Consider the following 15,352-nt stretch of genomic DNA (forward strand, 5'->3'; position numbering starts at 1 on the left):
CCACTGACCTGATTCATTTTCTGGAGAACGACTGATCATGCCCCAGCCCACCAAGGGTCCCCGTCTCGGCGGCGGTCCGGCGCACGAGCGCCTGCTGCTCGCGAACCTCGCCGCGGCCCTCTTCACCCACAAGAGCATCACGACCACCGAGACGAAGGCCAAGCGCCTGCGTCCCCTGGCTGAGCGCCTCATCACCTTCGCCAAGCGTGGCGACCTGCACGCGCGTCGTCGCGTGCTGTCGGTCATCCACGACAAGTCGGTCGTGCACGAGCTCTTCACCGAGATCGCGCCGCTCGTCGCCGAGCGTGAGGGTGGCTACACCCGCATCACGAAGACCGGTTACCGCAAGGGCGACAACGCGCCGATGGCCGTCATCGAGCTCGTGCTCGAGCCGGTCGTGAAGAAGCCTGCGTCGTCGAAGAAGTCGGCGGCGCGCGTGGAGACCCCGAAGGCTGCTCCGGTCGAGGAGACCGAGACGCCCGCCGAGGAGTCGACGGAGGAGACCGCGGAGGTCGAGGCTAAGGCCGACGAGACCCCCGCCGAGGAGTCGAGCGACGCCGCCGAGGAGTCCGAGGAGAAGTAACTCCCCGCATCCGCTGTGCGCCGAGAGGCCCCGCTCACCCGAGCGGGGCCTCTCGCGTTGGAACCAGCCCCAGCTCCCGCCGGCCCCTCACACTCAAGCGCCACGAAACGCGAGCACGAGCGGGTCCGATCACACCGGGCGGGGAGGGACTCGTTCGCGACCTCGTCACGGAGCGGCGGCAGCGCCGCAAGGCGCTGCAGCGCCTCGGTGATGGTGGCGGTGAAGATCGTGGCGCCCACGTGCCCGAAGTGCACCTGGTCTCGGGCCAGCTCGCCGAGATGCGGCTGGATCGCCGTGTACCAGTCCGCCAGCTCGACATTGCGGTACTGCCACGCGAAGGCGGCGAGCTTCTGGTTGACGCCCGGGATCCATCCGCGGGGCGCCTGCGCCGTCACGAGCACGAGCTCACGCTGCGGACCGATGATGTCGCGGATCGCGCCGAGCGTCTCATCGCCCACCGAGCCGTTGGTGCCGAGCGCGACGATCACGACGGGTCGCAGCGCCCCCGCGTCGCGCAAGCCGCGCAGGATGTCGGGAGCCGTCGACATCTGCCGAGAGACTGTCGCATCGATCTGGATGCCGGGGTAGGCCGCCTGCAACTCGGGCACCGCGGCGAGCATGACCGAGTCGCCGACCGCCGTGATCTGGTCGCCGCTCAGCTGCGCGGGGGCGCGGAGGGATCGGATGTCGCATCCGGCGTCGGCGTCGGGCTCGGCGTGGGCGTCTCGCGGATCGCCTGCTGTCCGGCTTGCACGCGCTGCTCGACCTCGCTCGAGTCCGGCTGCAGCACGAGCGCCGCCGCGGTGCCCGCGATCCCGCCGGCCACCAGCACGAGCACGACGGCGCTTGCGACCGCCGCGAGCCGCGACCGACGCCATCCGCCCGCCCAGCGCTGCCAGCTCGCGCGGAAGCCGTCGCGCCGGATCGGCGTCTCGACGAAACGGAAGCTCAGTGCCGCCGCGCCGAAGGTGATCACCGCGGCGACTCCGCCGAGTGCCCAGGCGAGCCCCGCATCCCGAGTCCAGGTCGGGAACGCGGCTGCCAACAGGACGAACACGGGCCAGTGCCACAGGTAGATGCCGTAGCTGCGCTCACCGACCCACCGCATCGGGGCGACGTCGATCGCGCGCGCGAGCGGCGACGCGGGCACCAGGAAGGCGGCGATGAGCACCGCGGTGAGTACGGCGACCGCGAACAGTCCACCGCGATAGCTCACGTCGGCTTCGCCCGGCATGACGACCGTGAGCGCGAGCAGGCCGGCGAGCGCCACGATCCCCGCGATGCCCAGGCCGCGCCGGGCCGCGCGCGGCCACTCCAGCGCGCGCGTCGGCCACCAGCGGCTCACGACCGCGAGCAGCGCGCCGAGCGTCAGTCCGAAGGCGTGCGTTCCCGTGCCGTAGTACACCGAGGTCGGCGAGCCGGGCACGAGCAAGAGCCCCATGGCGACCGCGGACGCCGCCGTCACCACCGCGAGCAACGCGATCCGCGCGCTTCGCGAGACCCGCAGCACGATGAAGAGCAGCACGAGGGGCCAGAGCAGATAGAACTGCTCCTCGACCGCGAGCGACCACAGGTTGCGGAAGAGCTCGGGGCGGAGCCCGCGAAGTAGTCCGAGCCGGTCACGATGAAGTACCAGTTGCTCGAGAAGGTGAGCGACGAGGCCAGCTGGCCCCCAGATCCACGAGCACGTCGCCGCCCACGGCGAGGGCGGCCGTGCAGCACACCAGCAGCAGCAGCACGAGCGCCGGCAGCAGACGGCGGGCCCGCCGCACCCAGAACGCACCCAGTCGGATGCCACCCGTCGAGACATGCTCGATGAGCAGCAGCCGCGTGATGATGAAGCCGGAGACGACGAAGAAGATGTCGACGCCGAGGTAGCCGCCGATCGCGAAGCCGGGCGTCAGGTGAAACAGCAGCACGACGATGACCGCGATCGCGCGCAGACCGTCGAGTCCCGCCACGCGGGCGAGCGGGCGGGTCGCGGGCGCGTCGTCGGGAGCGGTCGGTGCAGCGGTCATGGCAACGCATCCCAGCCTAAACTCGCTTCGTGACCAGCCCGGAAGCCACCACCCGCATCCGGCTCGATCTCGCCTACGACGGCACCGACTTCACGGGCTGGGCGCGTCAGCCGGGGTTGCGCACAGTGCAGGGGTGCTCGAGGAGGCGCTCGCGACCCTGTTCGGTCGGGCCGGTGTCGAGCCGCCGCGGCTCACGGTCGCCGGGCGTACGGATGTCGGGGTGCACGCGATCGGTCAGGTCGCCCACCTCGACCTGGCAGCCGAGCAGCTCGAGCAGCTCGCTCGGCGGCCCAGGGGCGCGGTGCGGGTGCTGCCGGGGCCGAGTCGCTCGCCCGCCGCATCAACGGCATCGTCGGGCAGGCGGCCGATGTGCAGGTGCTGCGCGCGAGCGAGGCGCCGCCGGGGTTCGACGCCCGCTTCTCGGCGGTCTGGCGCCGCTATGAGTACCGCATCGCGGATGCCGTGGCGCTGCGCGACCCGCGCACGCGCGCCTTCACGCTGTGGCATCCCGCGGCCCTCGACCTCGACGCGATGGATGCCGCGGCCCGGGGTTGCTGGGACTGCACGACTTCGCGGCGTACTGCCGTCCGCGGGAGGGGGCGACCACCATCCGCACCTTGCAGGATTTCGGCTGGCGGCGCGACCCCGACGGCGTGCTCGTGGCCGCGGTGCGCGCCGACGCGTTCTGCCATTCGATGGTGCGCGCCCTCGTCGGCGCGTGCGTCGCGGCAGGCGAGGGGCGCTTCGCTCCCGAACGTGCGGCGGGCATCCGCGACGAGGCGCGACGGGGCAGCGAGTTCATCGTCATGCCGTCGCGCGGCCTGACGCTCGTCGAGGTCGGCTACCCGCCGGATGCCGAACTCGCGGCGCGCGCGGAGCAGACGCGGGCCAAGCGGGTGGCCGGCGGTTTGCCGGATGAGGCACCCATCGACTAGTCTGTTGAGGTTGTCTGCGCGCCGCGCGGACGACCAGTTGGGCCCTCCACCGTCGGGTTCCGCATCCCTCGGATCACGGAACGCACACCGGAGCGGGATTCACGAACATCACCGACCAGAATTGAGTCATTTCATGACGCGTACGTTCAGCCCCACGCCGGCGGATGTGAAGCGCGAGTGGGTCGTCATCGACGCGACCGACATCGTGCTCGGCCGCCTCGCGAGCCACGCCGCCGCCATCCTCCGCGGCAAGCACAAGTCGACCTTCGCTCCCCACATGGACATGGGCGACTTCGTGATCATCGTCAACGCCGAGAAGGTGGCCCTCACGGGCCAGAAGCTCGAGAAGAAGAAGGCGTACCGCCACTCGGGCTACCCGGGCGGCCTCACCGCGACCACCTACGTCGAGATGCTCGAGAAGCACCCGACGCGCGCGGTCGAGAAGGCCATCCGCGGCATGCTGCCGAAGAACTCGCTGGGTCGTGCCCAGATCAAGAAGCTGAAGGTGTACGCCGGCGCCGAGCACCCGCACGCCGCGCAGCAGCCCAAGCCCTACACCCTCACCCAGGTCGCGCAGTAAGCGCCGAGAGACTTCCAAGGACATCACTGATGGCGAAGATCGAAGACACCGTGTCGGACGAGGTTCTCACCTCCTTCTCGACCGAAACCCCGGCTGACGAGGCGCCCCGCGCCCCGCGCGCCGTGCTCAACGTGCCCGGCGCTGCCGTGGGCCGCCGCAAGGAGGCCATCGCGCAGGTGCGTCTCGTTCCCGGCGGCGGCGAGTTCGTCGTGAACGGCCGCTCGCTCGAGGAGTACTTCCCGAACAAGCTGCACCAGCAGCTCATCAACGACCCGTTCAAGGTGCTCGACCTGCTCGGCTCCTACGACGTCAAGGCCAAGATCACCGGTGGCGGCCCCTCGGGTCAGGCGGGCGCCCTGCGCCTCGCGATCGCCCGCGCGCTCAACGAGATCGACCGCGAGAACAACCGCCCCGCGCTCAAGAAGGCCGGCTTCCTCTCGCGCGACGCCCGCGTCATCGAGCGCAAGAAGGCCGGTCTCAAGAAGGCCCGCAAGGCGTCGCAGTTCTCGAAGCGCTAAGCGCGCACACGGGTTTCGCGCATGCCGCGTCTCTTCGGTACTGACGGGGTGCGGGGGCTGGCGAACGGTGAGGTGATCACCGCCGACCTGGCCCTCGGCCTCGCTCAGGCCGCCGCTGTGGTGTTGACGCAGGGTCGTCACGCCGAGTCCGTGCGTGGCGAGGGGCGTCACCCCCGCGCCGTGGTCGCTCGCGACCCGCGCGTGTCGGGCGAGTTCATCGCCGCCGCCGTCTCGGCGGGTCTCGCGAGTTCGGGCATCGACGTGCTCGACGCCGGGGTCATCCCGACGCCGGCCGCCGCGTTCCTCGTGGCCGACGCCGACGCCGACTTCGGCGTCATGGTGTCTGCGTCGCACAACCCGGCACCCGACAACGGCATCAAGTTCTTCGCGCTCGGCGGCGTCAAGCTGCCCGACGAGGTCGAAGACCGCATCGAGTTCGCCCTCACCCAGCCCAAGCTCGCGCCGACCGGGGCGGGCGTGGGCCGCATCCGACGCTTCGCCGACGCCGAAGATCGCTACCTGCTGCACCTGCTCGGCACGCTCGACGTGCGCCTCGACGGGCTCAAGGTCGTGATCGACGCGGCCCACGGTGCCGCGGCGGGGGTCTCGCCGCAGGTGTTCGCGGATGCGGGCGCGCAGGTCACCGTGATCGGTGCCGACCCCGACGGCCTCAACATCAACGACGGCGTCGGCTCGACCCACCTCGAGCGGCTGTGCGAGACGGTGCGCCTCACGGGTGCCGACCTCGGTATCGCGCACGACGGTGACGCCGATCGCTGCCTCGCGGTGGATGGAGCGGGCAACGTCATCGACGGCGACCAGATCATGGCGATCCTCGCCGTCTCGTTGCAGCGTCGCGGGCGCCTCGCCCACGACACCCTCGCGGTGACCACGATGAGCAACCTCGGGCTGCGCGTCGCGATGGAGGAGCACGGCATCCGGATCGTGCAGACGGCGGTCGGCGACCGCTACGTGCTCGAGGCGATGACGCAGCACGGGCTCTCACTCGGTGGCGAGCAGTCGGGGCACATCATCTTCAGCGAGCACGCGACGACCGGCGATGGCGTGCTCACGGGCCTGCAGATCGCAGCCGAGATGGCGCGCACCGGCAAGACCCTCGCCGAGCTCGCGTCGGTCATGACGGTCTACCCGCAGGTGCTCGTGAACGTGCGCGGCGTCGATCACCACGCCCTCGCATCCGACGAGACGATCGCGGATGCCGTGCGCGGTCACGAGGCGGAGCTCGGCGACACCGGTCGGGTGCTGCTGCGTCCCTCGGGAACCGAACCGCTCGTGCGGGTCATGGTCGAGGCGGTCGACGCCGTCGAGGCTCAGCGCATCGCGGACGATCTCGCGGGAATCGTGCGCGAGCGTCTCGCGTTGTCGTAACCGGGTCGTCGCGCCGCGTCACCGCCTCTGCTCCTACCGACGTCATGTCGAAAATGCAGGAGAACTCGGGCGTGTCGTGCGTGAGGGGCCCGGATGCACGGGACATGACCGTCGGGACTCCTGCATTTTCGACATGGGATGCGGGCGTCAGCGCGGCAGAACGAGACACAGGGAGCAGCAGGATGCCGTTGACAGGGGAGTACGCACCGAGCACCTCGGAGTGGGCACGCACACAGGCGGAGACCTTCGAGGCCTCGGCCGGCGCCGAGGCGAACGAGTTGCGGGGCAAGCCCATCATCGTGCTCACCTCGGTGGGCGCCCGAAGCGGCAAGCTGCGCAAGAACGCACTCATGCGCGTCGAGCACGACGGGGCGTACGCGGTCGTGGCGTCGAAGGGCGGCGCACCGCAGCATCCGTCCTGGTACTTCAACCTCGTCGCGAACCCGGATGTCGAGCTCCAGGACGGCGCGGTCAAGCGCGACTACCGCGCACGGCTCGTGAGCGGTGAGGAGCGCGCCGTGTGGTGGGCACGCGCAAACGAGGTGTGGCCCGATTACGACGGGTATCAGGCGAAGACCGAGCGTGAGATCCCCGTGTTCGTGCTGGAGCCGGTGGCGGGCTGAGACTCGCCGGGGGCGCCGCGGGCGGGATCTCGATACGCCCCGCTAGGGCTGGGCTACTCGATCTTGACGCGCTGGGAGCGCGTCAAATCTTGCGGATGAGCACGTTCGAGACCGTGTGGTCCGCCGCCTTGCGCAGCACGAGCGAGGCACGCGCCCGCGTCGGCGCGATGTTCTGCTCGAGGTTCGGACCGTTGATGCTCTGCCATATCGAATGGGCGAGCGCGATGGCGTCGTCCTCGTCGAGGGCCGCGAAGCGGTGGAAATAGGAGCGGGGATCCGCGAACGCTCCGCGCTGTAGGCGGAGGAAGCGCTCGACGTACCAGCGCTCGATGTCGACCGTGCGTGCGTCGACGTACACGGTGAAGTCGAAGAGGTCGCTCACCGCGAGGCGTGCGCCGGGGGCGGGTGGCTGCAGCACGTTGAGGCCCTCGACGATGAGGATGTCGGGCCGCCGCACGACGATCTCGGCATCCCGGACGATGTCGTAGTGCAGGTGCGAGTAGACCGGCGCACGCACCTCTTCGACGCCGCTCTTCACGCGGCTCACGAAGCGCAGCAGGGCGCGCCGGTCGTAGCTCTCGGGGAAGCCTTTGCGCTCCATGAGGCCGCGGCGCTCCAACTCGGCGTTCGGCAGCAGGAAGCCGTCGGTCGTGACGAGCTCGACGCGCGGGGTGTCCTCCCATCGCGCGAGCAGCTCGCGCAGCAGTCGGGCGGTCGTCGACTTGCCCACCGCGACCGATCCGGCCACCCCGATCACGAACGGCGTGGGCTCGTCGTTCTGCCCGAGGAACCCCGGGTCGAGCGGTGCAGTTCGCGGGCGCCCACCGCGTAGAGGTTGAGCAGGCGGCTGAGCGGAACATAGACATCGGCCACCTCGCGCAGGTCGAGCGTGTCGCCGAGACCCCGCAGCCGAACGAGCTCCTGCTCGCTGAGCGGATGCGCGGCCGTGGGGGCGAGGGCCGCCCAGGCCGCGCGGTCCATCTCGAGGAACGGGGTCGCGTGTGCATACCGCTCGCCGTTCTCAGCCACCCCCGAGCGTAGTCCGCCGCAGGCATCTGTCAGGTCGCGCTCATCTAGGATCGAGTGCATGTGCGGAATCGTGGGATACGTCGGCCCGGGCAGCAGCCTCGAGGTGCTCGTCGGGGGTCTGAAGCGGCTGGAATACCGCGGTTACGACTCCGCAGGCGTGGCCGTGCTGTCGCGCGACGGCGAGCTCGGCGCCCGCAAGCGCTCCGGCAAGCTCGGCATGCTCGTCGACGAGCTCGCCGAGAACCCCATCCACGACGGCGGCACCGGCATCGGCCACACCCGCTGGGCGACGCACGGCGGCCCCACCGACGTCAATGCGCATCCGCACTTCGGCGACGGGGGCAAGCTCGCCCTCATCCACAACGGCATCATCGAGAACTTCTCCGAGCTCAAGGCCGAGCTCGCGGATGCCGGTGAGGTGTTCGAGAGCGAGACCGATTCCGAGGTGGCCGCGCTGCTCGTCGGCCGCGCCTACCGGGAGACGGGCGACCTGACCGAGGCCATGAGGCGCAGCGTCGCCCGGCTCGACGGCGCCTTCACCCTGCTCGCGGTGCACCAGGACGCCCCCGGCGTCGTGGTCGGCGCCCGCCGCAGCTCCCCGCTCGTGATCGGTCTGGGCGAGGGCGAGAACTTCCTCGGTTCGGATGTCGCCGCGTTCGTCGAGCACACCCGCCGCGCCATGGAGATCGGCGAGGACCAGATCGTGACGATCCGGCCCGACAGCGTCGAGGTGATCGACTTCGCCGGCGCGCCCGCCGACTCGAAGGAGTTCGAGGTCGCCTGGGACGCATCCGCTGCCGAGAAGGGCGGCTGGCCGAGCTTCATGAAGAAGGAGATCTCGGAGGAGCCCGAGGCGGTCGCCAACACGCTGCTCGGTCGCGTGCACGACGGCGCCGTGACGCTCACCGAGCTCGACGGCGTCGCGGAGGCGCTCGCAGGCGTCACCCGCGTCGTGATCCTGGGCTGCGGCACGGCGTCGTATGCCGGCATGGTCGGCAAGTACGCGATCGAGGCGTGGGCACGGATCCCCGTCGACGTGGAGCTCTCGCACGAGTTCCGATATCGCGACCCGGTGATCGACGAGAAGACGCTCGTGGTGTCGGTGAGTCAGTCGGGCGAGACCATGGACACCCTGATGGCGGTGCGGTACGCGCGCCAGGCGGGTGCCCGCACGCTCTCGATCTGCAACACGCAGGGCGCCACGATCCCGCGCGAGTCGGATGCCGTGCTCTACACGCACGCCGGCCCGGAGGTCGCGGTGGCCTCGACGAAGGCCTTCGTGGCTCAGGTCACGGCGCTCTACCTGCTCGGTCTGCACCTCGCGACCCTGCGCGGCACGCTCACCGAGGCCGAGATCGCCGGGCAGCTGACGGAACTCGAGGCGGTGCCCGCCAAGATCGGCCAGATCGTCGAGTCGGCGTCGGGTCGCATCGCCGAGCTCGCCCACTGGATGAGCGACACCCAGTCGGTGCTGTTCCTCGGCCGGCACGTGGGTTACCCGGTGGCCCTCGAAGGGGCGCTCAAGCTCAAGGAGCTCGCCTACATCCACGCCGAGGGCTTCGCGGCGGGCGAGCTCAAGCACGGACCGATCGCGCTCATCGAGCCCGGTCAGATCGTGTTCGTCGTGGTGCCGAGCCCGCGCGACCCGAAGTCGCTGCACAAGAAGGTCGTCTCGAACATCCAGGAGATCCGCGCGCGCGGCGCACGCGTGATCGCGATCGCCGAGTTGGGCGATGTCGCGGTGGTGCCGTTCGCCGACGAGGTCGTGCGGGTGCCGCTCGCCGAGCCGTTCTTCGAGCCGCTGCTCTCGGTCGTGCCGCTGCACATCTTCGGCATGGAGCTCGCGACCGCGAAGGGCCTCGACGTCGACCAGCCGCGCAACCTCGCGAAGTCCGTCACGGTGGAGTGACCGTGATCGTCGGACTGGGCGTCGACGTGGTCGACCTGGCCCGGTTCGAGCGCGCCGTCTCGCGCACACCCCGATTGCGCGACAGGCTGTTCGCTGAGAGCGAACGCTCGCTGTCGTTGCGCTCGCTCGCAGCGCGGTTCGCGGCGAAGGAGGCCCTCGTGAAGGCACTCGGCGATGCAGAAGACGTGCACTGGGTCGACATGGTGATCGCCTCCGACCACACGGGCAACCCCTCCTTCGTGGTGAGCGGCCCGCTCGGCGGGCTGCTCGAGCGTCGCGGCATCGCGGCCCTGCACGTGTCGATGAGCCACGATGCGGGTGTGGCGGTGGCCACCGTCGTGGCGGAGGCCCGCGGATGACGTCCCCGCGACGCGAGGCCCGCATCCGTCTCGAGGCGCTCGCCGGCAACGTCGAGACACTGCGTCGCACCGTGGCGCCCGCGCAGCTCATGGCCGTCGTCAAGGCCGACGCCTACGGGCACGGGGCGCTGCCCATCGCGCGCGCGGCCGTCGATGCGGGGGCGGACTGGCTCGGGGTCGCCGACCTGGATGAGGCGCTCGCCTTGCGTGCGGCGGGCATCACGGCGCCGCTGCTGGCTTGGCTGCACGGGGCCGAGCCCGACTTCGGCGCGGCCGTCGATGCGGGCATCGAGGTGGGGGTGTCGACCCCGGCCCAGCTCGAGGCGGCGGCGACGGCCAGCGCCACCGTGCACCTCAAGTTCGACACGGGGCTCAGCCGCAACGGCATCGCGTCCGCCGACGTCGCGGGGGTGCTCGGCCGGGCCGCCGAACTCGAGCGCGCCGGTCGCCTCCGGGTGCGCGGGCTCATGAGCCACCTCTCCGGCGCCTCCGAGGCCGACGACGACGCTCAGCGGGCGGTCTTCGAGGGCATCGTGGACGCCGCACGAGCCGCGGGTCTCGAACCCGAACTGCGGCATCTCGGCTCGAGCCTCGCCGCGCTCACGCGTCCGACGTCGCGCTTCGAGCTCGTGCGCGTGGGCATCGCCCTCTACGGCGTCTCGCCCGACCCCACGATCGACCCGCCGGCCTGGGGCCTGCGGCCCGTCATGCAGCTCGCGACCGAGGTCGTCGCCGTCCGGCGGGTGCCGTCCGGCACGGGCGTCTCCTACGGGTACACCCACCGCGCGGGCGCCGAGACGACGCTCGCCCTGATTCCCCTCGGCTACGCCGACGGCATCCCGCGACAGGCCTCCAGCCGCGCGCACGTCGCGATCGGCGGCGCGCGGTTCCCGGTCGTCGGCCGCATCGCCATGGATCAGTTCATCATCGACGTGGGCGATGCTCCCGTGCGCATCGGCGACGAGGTGATCGTGTGGGGCGAGGGCGGGCCGAGCGCCGACGAGTGGGGCGCGGCCGCCGACACGATCGGCTACGAGATCGTCACGCGCGTCGGGCCGCGGGTCACGCGGGTGCCGGTGTGAGTCTCGAGCTGACGCCCGGTGCCGTGGTCGAACTCGTGGTGCCGGATGCGGATGCGATGGAGGCGCTCGGCGCGCGGCTCGCTGCCGCGCTGCGGGCCGGCGACCTCGTGCTGCTGAACGGCGAGCTCGGCGCGGGCAAGACCACCCTCACGCGCGGACTGGGCGCCGCGCTGGGCGCCCGCGGTGCCGTGACGAGCCCGACGTTCGTGCTCGCTCGCACGCATCCCACCGCATCCGGGGTCCCGCTCGTGCACGTCGACGCCTACCGGCTCGCCTCGGCTGCAGAGGTCGAGGACCTCGACCTCGATCTCGCGGGTTCGATCACTGTCGTCGAATGGGGGCGGGCAAGCTCGACGGAGCGGTCGAGGCGTGGCTCGAACTCGACATCGAGCGCCCCGTCGGCGGCGACCCGGAGGCGGACGACGCACCCCGCCACGTGCGGCTGACGTCCCACGGTGAGCGGTGGGCGGGCGTCACCCTCTGAGGCCATGCGAGGCGAGGGTGTGTCGTCTGCGGCCCAGCAGTGCGCTCGTCCGGCTCGGTCACCCGCGCGCGCCGTAGGCTGGTGCGGTGCTGCTCGCGATCGACACCTCGACGGGAACGAGCGTCGCCGTCGTCGGCCGCACCGGCACCCTCGCCGAGCGCACGAGCGCCGACACCCGGGGGCACGCGGAGGTGATCGGCACGTTCATCACCGAGGTGCTCGCCGAGGCGGATGTGGCGCCTCCCGCCCTCGAGGGCGTCGCGGTGGGCATGGGGCCGGGCCCGTTCACGGGCCTGCGCGTCGGCATCGCGGCCGCCCGGGTGTTCGCGCTCGGCATCGACCGCCCGGTGCTGCCCGTCGTGTCGCATGACGCTGTCGCCTACGGCCGCAGCGAGCGGGTGCTCGTGGTGACGGATGCGCGCCGCCGCGAGCTCGCCTGGTCGCGGTACGCCGCCCCGGGCGCCGATGGTCTGCCCGTGCGGGTCGAGGGGCCGGCGCTCACGCCTGTCGCGGAGTTCGACACGGTGACCTCCGTCGCCGGTTACGTGCGCATCGACGCCGCCACGATCGACGCGGGGCTCCTGGGCATCCTCGCCCTGGCCCGCCGCGACGCGGGGCTCCCGCCCGGCCCGAGCGCGCCCGTGTATCTCAGGGCGCCCGACGTGACGCTCGCCGCGCCGAAGAAGGTCACCCCGTGAGCTGGACGCTCCGGCCGGCCGCCGCATCCGATCTCGACGCGATCGACGCCCTCGAACACGCCACGTTCCCGAGCGACGCATGGTCGCGCGACATGCTCGCCATCGAGCTCGCGGGCGAGCACACGCACTACCTCGTGGCCGTCGACGACGCGGATGCCGTGCTCGGTTACGCGGGCCTCCTCGCCCCTCGTGGCAGCGGCCAGGGCGACATCCAGACGATCGCGGTCGCCGCATCCGCTCGCCGCCGTGGGATCGGGGCGGCGCTGCTCGACGCGCTGCTCGCCGAGGCGCGCTCCCGCGACGCACGCGAGGTGTTCCTCGAGGTGCGCGCCGACAACCCGGTGGCCGAGGCGCTCTACGCGAGCCGCGGCTTCGAGCGCATCGCGGTGCGCCCCGCCTACTACCAACCCGACGGCGTCGATGCGGTCGTGATGCGCAGAATCGTGCCAGGTGGTCGAAACGAGGCCCCGGAATCGGCCAACTTGCACGATTCTGGGCCCCGTCGCCCGCTTGTGCTGGGCATCGAGACGAGCTGCGACGAGACCGGCATCGGCATCGTGCGCGGCGACGAGATGCTCGCCAACGTCATCGCGAGCTCGATGGACGAGCACGCCCGCTACGGCGGCGTCGTGCCCGAGATCGCGGCGCGCGCGCACCTCGAGGCTCTCGCTCCGGCGATCGAGCAGGCGCTGCAGGAGGCGGGTGTCGCCCTCGACGAGCTCGACGCCGTGGCCGTCACGAGCGGCCCGGGCCTCGCCGGCGCCCTCATGGTCGGCGTGGGTGCGGCGAAGGCGCTCGCGATCGCCACGGGTGCACCCTTCTATGCGGTCAACCACCTCGTGGGTCACGTCGGAGCCGACGTGCTCAACCACGAGCCGCTCGTGGGCGACGGCGGCCTCGAGCTGCCGACCGTCGCGCTGCTCGTCTCGGGCGGGCACACCTCGCTGCTGCTCGTGCGCGACCTCACCTCGGATGTCGAACTGCTCGGCGAGACGATCGACGACGCCGCGGGCGAGGCCTTCGACAAGGTGGCGCGACTGCTCGGGTTGCCCTACCCCGGGGGCCCCGAGATCGACCGGGTGGCCGCCGACGGAGACCCGCACGCCATCCGGTTCCCGCGGGGACTCACGGCGGCCAAAGATCTCGAGCGCCACCGCTACGACTTCTCGTTCTCGGGGCTCAAGACGGCCGTCGCCCGCCACGTGGAGGCGGCGCAGGCCGCGGGAGAGTCGGTTCCCGTCGCGGATGTCGCGGCGAGCTTCCGCGAGGCCGTCGTCGACGTGCTGCTCACCAAGGCGCTCGCCGCGTGCCGCGACCTCGGCGTTCCGCGTCTCCTCCTCGGCGGTGGGGTCGTCGCCAACCGTCGGCTGCGGGATGCGGCCGTCGAGCGATGCGCTGCCGCGGGCGTCGCCCTGCGCATCCCGCCGTTGCGGCTGTGCACCGACAACGGGGCCATGATCGCGTCGCTCGCCGCCCAGCTCATCGCGGCCGGACATCCGCCGTCCAGACTCGATGTGGGCGCCGACTCGACGCTGCCGGTCACCGTCATCCAGGCGTAGGCGTTCGCGGATGCCGCCCTCCCCGAACGGGCGGGTTGCCGCCCGTCGGTCGCGGCTGCCAGCATGGCGGAGACACCGAGGAGAAACATGCCCGACACCGGGAACCAGCACGGCGACGCGCCCGAGCCCACCGCATCCGACGACGCCGGCCCCGCGGCACCCTCTGCCGACGCGCCCTCTGCCGACGCGCCCTCTGCCGACGCGCCCTCTGCCGACGCGCCGGTCGCGGATGCGTCGGTCGTCGATGCACCCGTCGCCGTCGACGAGAACTACGTCGCCCCGAACGAGTACACACCGGTCGCGCCCTACGTGGCGAGCGACCCCTACGCCGGGCAGAACGCCTACGCGGTGCAGAACCCCTACGCAGCGCCGAACCCGTACGCGACTCAGAACCCCTACGCCGCGCCGAACCCGTACGCGGCGCAGCCCGAGTACGTGCAGCAGGCGCCCTATGCGCAACAGGCGCCCTATGCGCAGCAGGCGCCCTATGCGCAGCAGGCGCCCTACGCGGAGCAGGCGCCCTACGCGGAGCAGGCGCCGTATGCGCAGCAGGCCCCGTATGTGCAACAGGCGCCGTACGTCGCGCAGGGCGGTTCGCCCGCGAACACGCCCGCCTACCAGGCCGTGCCCACGACACCGCCGCCGCAGCTGCTCACGCCGTACACGACCGCGGGTCAGGCGTACGTCTACACCGCGCGCACCAACTCCCTCGCAATCGCGTCGCTCATCGTGTCGCTCGGATCGCTGCTCGTCGGCGTGCTCGCCGCCGTGGTCGGAGTCGTGCTCGGCCACATCGCCCTCAAGCAGATCGCTCAGCGCGGCGAGGCGGGCCGGGGTCTCGCGCTCGGGGGACTCATCACCGGATATGTCCTGGGCGGCATCCTGTTGCTCTTTACGATCGCCTATTTCGGGCTCCTCCTCTCGTTCTTCACTGCCTGGAGCTAGCGAATCCCTTCCCGGATGCGTTGACACTCCCCGGAGGCGCTGCGAGCATGGGCGAGTCCGAACGTTGAAGGAGCTCCTCATGTCCGATCCCACGACTCCCGCCACGCCTGAGGAACCCGCACCCCAGACCTCCGCCCCCGAGACCCCCGCCCCGGAGACGCCCATCGTGCCCGAGCCGGCCGCCGCCGAGCCCGCGTCGCCTGCCGTCGCATCCGACCCGCTGCACGTGGCGCAGACCGAGGCCCCGAGCGCGACGCCCTACGTCGCCCCGGTCGCGCCGGAAGCCCCGGCCGCGCCCGCCGCGCCTGCGGCGAACCCCTACGCGGCTCCCGCCGCTGCCGCGGCACCCGCGGCGAGCACCGGCGGCAAGAGCCCCGTGTTGAGCATCATCTCGCTCGTCGCCGGCATCATCGGCATCGTCGGCTTCGCGATCGTGTTCATCCCCTTCATCGGCGGGGTGCTGCAGCTGTTCATTCCGGCGGCGGCGGTCGTGCTCGGTTTCCTCGGCAAGGCCAAGGAGCCGTTCGCCCCGAAGGGTCTGTGGCTCACCGGCGTCATCCTGGGCTTCGTCGGCATCGGCATCGCCCTGCTGTCGCTGCTGCTGTGGACGCTCGCCTTCTCGAGCTACACCTACTACTGAG

The 15,352-nt window shown here is 71.4% G+C and carries 15 protein-coding genes and 2 pseudogenes; 14 read left to right on the forward strand and 3 right to left on the reverse strand.

Annotated elements, in window-relative coordinates; genetic code table 11:
* The first annotated feature begins 37 nt into the window (after positions 1 to 37).
* A complete protein-coding gene (rplQ, locus tag QQK29_RS08290) occupies positions 38 to 583 on the forward strand; it encodes a 50S ribosomal protein L17 (RefSeq protein WP_284299416.1) in 546 nt (181 codons plus the stop codon).
* 655 nt (positions 584 to 1,238) lie between these two features.
* Here rplQ and QQK29_RS08295 read toward each other — a convergent pair.
* Together QQK29_RS08295 and QQK29_RS08300 are read right to left on the reverse strand one after the other, a co-directional pair.
* Positions 1,239 to 2,261: an acyltransferase family protein gene (locus tag QQK29_RS08295; RefSeq protein WP_284301930.1), complete on the reverse strand. Its 1,023-nt coding sequence runs from the start codon at positions 2,259 to 2,261 to the stop codon at positions 1,239 to 1,241.
* Entirely contained in the window at positions 2,203 to 2,601 is a 399-nt protein-coding gene (locus tag QQK29_RS08300; protein ID WP_284299418.1) for an acyltransferase family protein, read from the reverse strand. Before QQK29_RS08300 ends, QQK29_RS08295 begins: the two co-directional genes overlap by 59 nt.
* 29 nt (positions 2,602 to 2,630) lie before the next feature.
* Between QQK29_RS08300 and QQK29_RS08305 the strand changes: the two are divergent.
* From QQK29_RS08305 to QQK29_RS08325, 5 genes and pseudogenes are all read left to right on the forward strand, one after another.
* A pseudogene (locus QQK29_RS08305) lies at positions 2,631 to 3,536 on the forward strand (tRNA pseudouridine synthase A).
* A 133-nt stretch (positions 3,537 to 3,669) separates the two neighbouring features.
* On the forward strand, positions 3,670 to 4,116 hold the full coding sequence (rplM, locus tag QQK29_RS08310) for a 50S ribosomal protein L13 (RefSeq protein WP_284299421.1): 447 nt from the start codon (positions 3,670 to 3,672) through the stop codon (positions 4,114 to 4,116).
* A gap of 29 nt (positions 4,117 to 4,145) precedes the next feature.
* Positions 4,146 to 4,634: a 30S ribosomal protein S9 gene (gene rpsI / locus QQK29_RS08315; RefSeq protein ID WP_284299423.1), complete on the forward strand. Its 489-nt coding sequence runs from the start codon at positions 4,146 to 4,148 to the stop codon at positions 4,632 to 4,634.
* Between the two features lie 21 nt (positions 4,635 to 4,655).
* Complete coding sequence (glmM, locus tag QQK29_RS08320; RefSeq protein ID WP_284299425.1) at positions 4,656 to 6,023, forward strand: phosphoglucosamine mutase; 1,368 nt, start codon at positions 4,656 to 4,658, stop codon at positions 6,021 to 6,023.
* A gap of 182 nt (positions 6,024 to 6,205) precedes the next feature.
* A complete protein-coding gene (locus QQK29_RS08325; RefSeq protein ID WP_284299427.1) occupies positions 6,206 to 6,646 on the forward strand; it encodes a nitroreductase family deazaflavin-dependent oxidoreductase in 441 nt (146 codons plus the stop codon).
* An 82-nt stretch (positions 6,647 to 6,728) separates the two neighbouring features.
* Here the strand turns inward: QQK29_RS08325 and coaA are convergent.
* Positions 6,729 to 7,627, reverse strand: a pseudogene (gene coaA, locus QQK29_RS08330) (type I pantothenate kinase).
* Positions 7,628 to 7,733: 106 nt separating this feature from the next.
* Here coaA and glmS point away from each other — a divergent pair.
* The 8 genes from glmS (at position 7,734) to QQK29_RS08370 (ending at position 15,351) form a co-directional block, all read left to right on the forward strand.
* A complete protein-coding gene (glmS, locus tag QQK29_RS08335) occupies positions 7,734 to 9,584 on the forward strand; it encodes a glutamine--fructose-6-phosphate transaminase (isomerizing) (protein ID WP_284299429.1) in 1,851 nt (616 codons plus the stop codon).
* Positions 9,585 to 9,586: 2 nt separating this feature from the next.
* Positions 9,587 to 9,943 carry a holo-ACP synthase gene (locus QQK29_RS08340; RefSeq protein ID WP_284299431.1) on the forward strand — a complete coding sequence of 119 codons (357 nt, stop codon included), beginning with the start codon at positions 9,587 to 9,589 and terminating at the stop codon, positions 9,941 to 9,943.
* Positions 9,940 to 11,025 carry an alanine racemase gene (gene alr, locus QQK29_RS08345; RefSeq protein ID WP_284299433.1) on the forward strand — a complete coding sequence of 362 codons (1,086 nt, stop codon included), beginning with the start codon at positions 9,940 to 9,942 and terminating at the stop codon, positions 11,023 to 11,025. Before QQK29_RS08340 ends, alr begins: the two co-directional genes overlap by 4 nt.
* On the forward strand, positions 11,022 to 11,471 hold the full coding sequence (gene tsaE / locus QQK29_RS08350; protein WP_431308670.1) for a tRNA (adenosine(37)-N6)-threonylcarbamoyltransferase complex ATPase subunit type 1 TsaE: 450 nt from the start codon (positions 11,022 to 11,024) through the stop codon (positions 11,469 to 11,471). Before alr ends, tsaE begins: the two co-directional genes overlap by 4 nt.
* 124 nt (positions 11,472 to 11,595) lie before the next feature.
* Complete coding sequence (gene tsaB / locus QQK29_RS08355) at positions 11,596 to 12,207, forward strand: tRNA (adenosine(37)-N6)-threonylcarbamoyltransferase complex dimerization subunit type 1 TsaB (protein WP_284299435.1); 612 nt, start codon at positions 11,596 to 11,598, stop codon at positions 12,205 to 12,207.
* Positions 12,204 to 13,766 carry a tRNA (adenosine(37)-N6)-threonylcarbamoyltransferase complex transferase subunit TsaD gene (tsaD, locus tag QQK29_RS08360; protein ID WP_284299437.1) on the forward strand — a complete coding sequence of 521 codons (1,563 nt, stop codon included), beginning with the start codon at positions 12,204 to 12,206 and terminating at the stop codon, positions 13,764 to 13,766. The genes tsaB and tsaD overlap by 4 nt, the downstream gene beginning before the upstream one ends.
* An 87-nt stretch (positions 13,767 to 13,853) precedes the next feature.
* On the forward strand, positions 13,854 to 14,711 hold the full coding sequence (locus QQK29_RS08365; protein ID WP_284299439.1) for a DUF4190 domain-containing protein: 858 nt from the start codon (positions 13,854 to 13,856) through the stop codon (positions 14,709 to 14,711).
* A gap of 79 nt (positions 14,712 to 14,790) precedes the next feature.
* Complete coding sequence (locus tag QQK29_RS08370) at positions 14,791 to 15,351, forward strand: DUF4190 domain-containing protein (RefSeq protein WP_284299441.1); 561 nt, start codon at positions 14,791 to 14,793, stop codon at positions 15,349 to 15,351.
* Position 15,352: the final 1 nt, after the last annotated feature.

The sequence above is a fragment of the Homoserinibacter gongjuensis genome (assembly GCF_030161875.1).
Lineage (GTDB): Bacteria > Actinomycetota > Actinomycetes > Actinomycetales > Microbacteriaceae > Homoserinibacter > Homoserinibacter gongjuensis.